We start from the raw sequence: 1,203 nt of genomic DNA, 5'->3' as shown, positions 1-1,203 counted from the left end.
GGCAGGGGAATCGCATATGGGTTTTCGCTAGCTATTGCATTGTAAGGCAAGACGGATTCTGAAGACGACTCCCGGGTTATGGAGGGGGTCGGATGAAGAAGTTCAAGAAGGCCTTTCGGCGGTTGCCGGACCCGCGCGCGGACAATGCCAGGCACGATCTGTTGGAAGTGCTGTTCATCGCACTGGCGGCGATGCTGTGCGGAGCGGAGTCGTGCTCGGACATGGCGGACTTCGGGGAGTCGAAGGAGGAGCTGTTGCGGCTCTTTCTTCGCCTGGAGCATGGCATCCCAAGCCACGATACATTCAGTCGGGTGTTCCGCCTGCTCAAACCGCAAGCCTTTGAGCGCGCATTTCGCCGCTTCATGGCGGCCTTTGCCAAGGCCAATCACATCAAGCTGACTGGGGTGGTGGCGGTTGACGGCAAGGCCCTGCGCGGGGCCTACGAACGCGGCGGCAAGGCCACCCCCCTGCACATGGTCAACGTCTTTGCGGTGGATGCCCGCATGGCCTTGGCTCAGCAAAAGGCATCTGGTCGCAACGAGACGGCGGGCGCTTTGGAGGTGCTGGACCTTCTGTCGCTGGAAGGCTGCATCGTTACCGCCGATGCGCTGCATTGTACCCGCGCGTTTGCGGCTACAGTACGCGAGCGCGGCGGCGACTATGTCCTGGCGATCAAGGCCAACCGCGGGCGCTTGTTCACCGCGGTGACCCAGCAATTTGCGCGATCGGGCAAGCGCAGCACAGCCGAACAGATCGACCCTTCCACCCACGATCGACGCGAAGTGCGACGTGCCACAATCATGCGCAACACCAGTTTGGCAGGCCTCTACGGCTTTCCAGGGGCCGCCGCGATAGGGCGCATCACCTCGCGCAGACGCCTGGCGGAGCAGCGCGCCGATGCGCCCGTCGTCCGTCACTATCTCCTGTCCAAATACATCGCTCCCAAGCGGTTGCTCCACGTCACTCGCAGCCATTGGGGCATCGAGAACCAACTCCATTGGGTACTCGACGTCCATTTTGCCGAGGACAGCAACCGCTCGCGCTGCGACCATGCGCCCGAGAACCTTGCCATTCTCCGCAGGCTCGCCCTCAACATTCTGCGAACTCACCCGGATCCAGCCTCTCTGCGGCGCAAAATCAAGCGCGCCGGCTGGGACAATGCCTTCCTCATGGCAGCCCTCAGCCATATGCGATAGCCCTGCC

General features: G+C 62.3%; 1 protein-coding gene. It reads left to right on the top strand.

Features of this window, described 5'->3' with window-relative positions:
- Nucleotides 1-92 precede the first annotated feature (92 nt).
- Nucleotides 93-1,196: an ISAs1 family transposase gene (locus JQ632_RS39145; RefSeq protein WP_212408049.1), complete on the top strand. Its 1,104-nt coding sequence runs from the start codon at nt 93-95 to the stop codon at nt 1,194-1,196.
- Nucleotides 1,197-1,203: the final 7 nt, after the last annotated feature.

It is taken from the genome of Bradyrhizobium liaoningense (genome assembly GCF_018130955.1).
GTDB lineage: Bacteria > Pseudomonadota > Alphaproteobacteria > Rhizobiales > Xanthobacteraceae > Bradyrhizobium > Bradyrhizobium liaoningense_C.
This window is presented reverse-complemented; position numbering and strand designations above follow the sequence as displayed.